Annotated in this window: 3 protein-coding genes; all 3 read left to right on the top strand. The window is 31.5% G+C overall.

The window, feature by feature from the left end; all coding sequences use genetic code 11:
* Positions 1-598, top strand: a 598-nt coding sequence (locus TD29_RS17345; protein ID WP_040282775.1) for a LytR/AlgR family response regulator transcription factor, incomplete at its 5' end; no start/stop codon positions are given.
* A gap of 114 nt (positions 599-712) precedes the next feature.
* Positions 713-1,936 carry a hypothetical protein gene (locus TD29_RS18120; RefSeq protein ID WP_052467177.1) on the top strand — a complete coding sequence of 408 codons (1,224 nt, stop codon included), beginning with the start codon at positions 713-715 and terminating at the stop codon, positions 1,934-1,936.
* 515 nt (positions 1,937-2,451) lie between these two features.
* A complete protein-coding gene (locus TD29_RS17335; RefSeq protein ID WP_052467176.1) occupies positions 2,452-5,100 on the top strand; it encodes a T9SS type A sorting domain-containing protein in 2,649 nt (882 codons plus the stop codon).
* Positions 5,101-5,649 lie beyond the last annotated feature (549 nt).

The following is a 5,649-nucleotide window of genomic DNA, read 5'->3' as shown; positions in this document are numbered from 1 at the left end:
TTTAGATATTGAAATGCCAAATCAATCAGGATTAGATATTTTAGAATATTTCCCAAACCAAATCGATTTTAAAATCATTTTCGTTACAGCCTATAATCAATATGCAATTGAAGCTTTTAAATTGTCGGCAGTAGATTATCTCTTAAAACCAGTTGACACTAATGAGTTAAAAGAAGCGGTTGCAAAAGCAGAAGAAGCTATAAAAGCTCAAGATTTAAACGACCAATTAAACAATTTACGTGACTCCTTAAAGCAATTATCTATAGATAAAATTGCTTTAGAAATCCCTAAAGGGATCATGTTTGCATCTCATAACGACATTGTTTATTTTGAAGCCGATAGCATGTACACCAATGTACAGCTTATTGATGGCAAACAAAAAATCATTTGCAAACCGTTAAAGCATTTTGTAGAGCAATTAGAACGCAATGCGATGTTTTTTAAATGTCATCGTTCTTATTTAATTAACCTTAAATATGTAGACGAATTGGTAAAAGACGATGGCGATTATTTGCTAATGAACAATCAAAAACGCATTCCGATTTCAAAATCTAAACGCGATCAGTTTCTAGAGGTCATCAAGGAAACCTTTATGTGATTTATTTGAAATTTTTGAAATTACTTTAGAAAAAAAATCATCATTTTCAGAAAAAAACAAATTAAGAATAGTGGTTAAGTGCTTTATTTTGAAGTCTATTAAACACAAATTCTTATGAAAAAAATAGTTCTATTATTGGTTTTAGCATTGTGCTACAACGTCTCTCATGCACAATTTGGTAAAATACTTAAAAAGAAAGCCAAAGCAGCAGTAGAGAAGAAGTTAGATAAAAAAGAAACGAGTAGTTCATCTTCAAAATCTGAAAACGCTTCAGGAATGGTTGGTAGTTCTTCAACATCAAATCAGGATGCATCAAAAACCGAATTCACAGATGAAGAATTTAAAGCAGAATTAGCCAAAAAATATCCTAATGACGAAGCAAAACAAGATTTATACTATCAAAAATATCTTGAGAAAAAGCAACAAGAAGCAAACGCTAATAAACCAAAACAAGTTAATACAATAAGTAACGACTTTTTATACATGTCTTATCCTTTTGCAATGACTAAAGGTATGAGTGCAGTTGGTGTAGACCGTGTAAAGTTGAGACGCCAAATGACAGATATGGGTGATAATGTCGATTTGTTGCCTGCACAAGATCCAGAATATTCCTGGTTACGTTTTTTAACAACACCAGAATTAGAAGCCATGTCACCAGAAGGTTATATTGGTTATGAGTTGGTTTCAGGAATGTTTACAACCAAAGTTGGCGCAGACCGATCACAAACTTTAGAACTTGGTACAGGCATGCCAATTTTAGTAAGAGGTATGTTAATTGCAGACGACGTTTTTGTTATTTATGCTGCATCGCATCAAGGTGGACACGCATTTAACGTCCCATCGTATATGCATCAAAAGGATATAACTATTTTGAATGTTATTGGTAAAGGAGAGCAACAATTTCATTTAGAATGGCTAGAAAAAGCAAAACCAATAGTACAAGAGTTCGAAGCAACCTTAAAAGCTAATTATGATGCTGCGGCAAAATCGACTAGAGATGCTATAAAAATGCCAAAAGCTGGTAGTATGAATAGCAATACATCATTAATGAGTTTTGCTAAAGAAAATGTGTCTAAAACTATTGAAAAAGATGGAGCTCAACTTTTGAAGTTAAATATAGAATCTAACGACTGGAGTGTTGTTAAAAATAAATATACAGGACACATTTTGTACCGTTGGATTAAAGGTGCTTTTACCGAAAAAAATAAAAATAATGATTGCTACTTACAAGGCTTTTTAATTAAGCAACACTACAACGGTTCTGGCTATGGTAGTTCGGAATTTGGTGGCATTATTCATGGTCAAATGCCTTATGGACAAAAAATGAATTGCGAGTAAAAGGAGTTATCGTTTTTATGGTTCATTAAAGTCTGTTTATCAAAACAGGCTTTTTTATGAGCTATACTGTAAGTGTAAACTTTAGGTTTCATTTAGAAAGAAAATAGAACTATTCAGAAAAAAGCGGATTGAAAACCTTACGATTGATTGTTGCTTTGTAGTCGATTAATCATAAAAAATATTATCTACAATGAAAAAAACATTACTCAGATTCTGAAATTTCTGTAGCAGAAGCACAAGCTTTTACAGGAACTATATCGGCAACAGGACTTGGAATTACAGATTTAACAGGAATTGAAGCCTTTGTAAATATTACCATATTAGAGGTATATTCAAATAGCCTAACATCTATAGACGTTAGTAACAACACTCAGTTAACACGATTACATTGTGCAGATAACCAAATAACCCAATTAGATATTAGTAACATTCCTACATTAAATCAAGTTCATTGCCAAAACAATCTATTAGAAGAGTTAAATATAGCCAATGGTCAAGGTGCTGCGTTTACATACATGAAATCTTATAACAACCCTAATCTTACCTGTATTCAAGTAGATGCTGGAACTGTACCACCGTCTAACGTAGGTTTGTATGATGTGGGTTGGACGAGAGATCTAGAAACTAGAGTCGTAGAAGATTGCAGTACAGGTATTTCTTACGTCACTATACCAGATGCAAATTTTAAATCTTATTTAGTTAACAGTGCAGTTAACACAGATTATGATCAAGAAATTTCTGTTGCAGAAGCACAAGCTGTTACAGGAACATTAGATGTAAGTAGTTTGGCAATTTCTGATTTAACTGGGATTGAAGCTTTTATTAATCTTACCGAATTAGATTGTAGTGATAATACAATTACTGCTTTAGATGTTTCAACTATTTCAGGTCTTACCAATTTAAATTGTAAAGAAAATAATATTGGTAGTTTAAATGTGCAGGGGACTTCTTTAATTACTTTAGATGCTGAAGATAACAGTTTAACAAGTTTAGATGTTTCAAATTTAGCGAGCTTAACAACTTTAAATACGAGATCAAATAGTATTTCAAATTTAAATCTTCAAGGTGCAATTGGTCTTGAGGTTTTAGATTGTAGCGATAATAGCTTAACCACTTTAAATGTAAGTTTAAATACTAATCTTATTGATTTAAATTGTAGTGATAATAACTTAACGACTTTAGATGTAACTAATTTAACGTCGCTAACAGATTTAAATTTTGGTGATAATACCATCTCATCAATTATACTTATCACGAATTCAAATTTAAATACATTAACAGCAAACGATAATAACTTATCTAGTGTTGATGTATCTAATAATACGATGTTAACTGATTTAATTGTGGCAAGTAATAGCTTAACGAGTATAGATATTACTAATAACACAATGCTTACTGCTGTAGATTTTCAGGATAATTCAATCAGTAGCCTAGATATTAGCAATAACCCTAATTTAACTAGGATTCACGCTGCTTTTAACCAATTTACAACTTTTGATATTAGCGCCTACCCTCAAATAAATCAATTGTTAATATATGACAATCAGCTTACAAATTTAAATGTAGCTAATGGTAATAACTCTAATTTTGTATATATGAAGGTGTATAATAATCCTGATTTAACATGTGTACAGATTGATTCAGGATATACACCAAACCAAGTAGGTGTGTATGATAATGGATGGACTAAAGATGCATCCACAAACTATAGTGAAAATTGTACACCTACAGTGTATTATGTGAATGCAAATGCCACTGGAAATAATGGTGGAAGCTCTTGGGCAGATGCTTTTACTACCATCAACGATGCATTAAGTAATGCATTATTAAATGATGAAATTTGGGTGTCTAGTGGTGTTTATACTTCAGCAACAGCCGCTTCAGTATTAACTTTAGATTTAGAAAACTTAAAAATCTATGGTGGTTTTGATGGTACTGAGTTAACCTTAGCAGACCGAGATTTAACTAAAGTATTTACAGATAACGCTACTATTATTTCTGGAGATATTAATGGTGATGATATTGAAGGTGATTTCGCAACTAATAAAACCGATAATGCCACAGCATTAGTAAGTCTTGAAGCCGATCATGTCATTTTTGATGGCTTTGTTCTTCAAAATACCTACACATCTGGTTCTAGTCCTGTAATAGCTACTAATTCAAATATCACCGATTTTACATTAAAAAATACGTGGATTACAGAAAATTATAGTGAAGGCTTACTATTAGATTGGAGAAATTTTTCTGGGGACTTGGTGGTAGAAAATGTAGCAATAACCAACAATGCTACCAATAATGGTGTTGTTTTATTAGAGCATAGTGCTTCAAATTCAGATGCATTAACGTCTCATTGGTCAAATATTCTTTTTGCTGATAATATTTATAATTCAGATTTTGGTGCAATATGGTTTAGAAGAAGTTCATCTTCCAATGGTAACAGAAGTATAGTACACTATTTAAATAATGCCACAATTGTAAATAACGTCAACAACCACACAACCGTACAACAAGTTATTAATGTTAGTGGAAGTGGATGGATCCGTCTAGAAACAAGAAATAGTATTTTTTGGCAAAATAAATATAATGGAAACCAATTCAATACTGTAGATATTGATAATAGCAAAACAGGCGAAGGGGATAGCCAAACGATCAATGTATATAACTCGGTTATACAGCTAACTTCAGCTGCTACTTCTGGTACTTATAACGCTTTAAACATTACTCAATTAGATCCTGCAACCGATAATTTGAACTTAGATAGTGATTACAAACCAACATCAGCTTCAAATTATATCATAGATCAAGGAGATAATTCTTATTATGATACAGCCATTTTTGCAAGCTTGGATTTATCTGGAAACGAAAGATTTTTCAATACGACTATAGATTTAGGTGCTTATGAGTATAATTCTTCATTAGGATTAAATGATGAAGTTTACATTTCTGAATTGAAATTATATCCAAATCCGGCAACCGACAAATTGTTTGTTAGCACTACTGAGCAGGTAGAACATCTTGTTATTTACAACATTAGAGGGCAACTAGTAAAACAAGCTAATACAATAAATGATGGCATTGAAGTGTCTAATTTAAACACTGGTTTGTACATGATTCAAATAAAAACCAGTAACAATATTATTAATAAGAAGTTCCTTAAGGACTAAATTGATGGTATATCAACTTGATTTAGCGCTCACTTTTGTGGGCGCTTTTTTAATATTCTATTCAAAATAATAATCATGAAAAATTAAAAAAATCACATGCGTCGTACTTGTTGTTTTGTTAATCTATTGTTAGTCAGGTTATTGTTTTGGTAATTCAGAATGTAAATTATGTTGCTAGAAGCTTCTTCTTTTGAAGCGAGAGGAGTATTAGTAGAGTCGTTATTAAATTTTGTGTATTTTTAAGTTTAGCAAATAGTACTGATGAGAAATAACTATTTTATTTGAAGGTACTAGAATCAAAAATTATATATTATTTTCAACAAGGATTAATTAATTTAATCTTTTGCTTAGAGAATTTTTCAATTTGTCAAACATCTCAATTTTAGAGTTTATCGTTAATGGAGATGTCATTGTTAGTGAAAACCATTCGCAATAGCTACAAAGTTTTTAAAGTTGGTTGAAAATTCAGTTCCGAGCTGTCTTTTAGTCAGCCTATTTCATGAAAGTTCATGGCTTAAATTGCTGTTAAAGTGTTTGTGTATGATTTCG

This window comes from Psychroserpens damuponensis (assembly GCF_000826655.1).
GTDB lineage: Bacteria > Bacteroidota > Bacteroidia > Flavobacteriales > Flavobacteriaceae > Psychroserpens > Psychroserpens damuponensis.
Note: the sequence above shows the minus strand (reverse complement) of the source record. Positions and strands in the feature narration are given on the sequence as shown.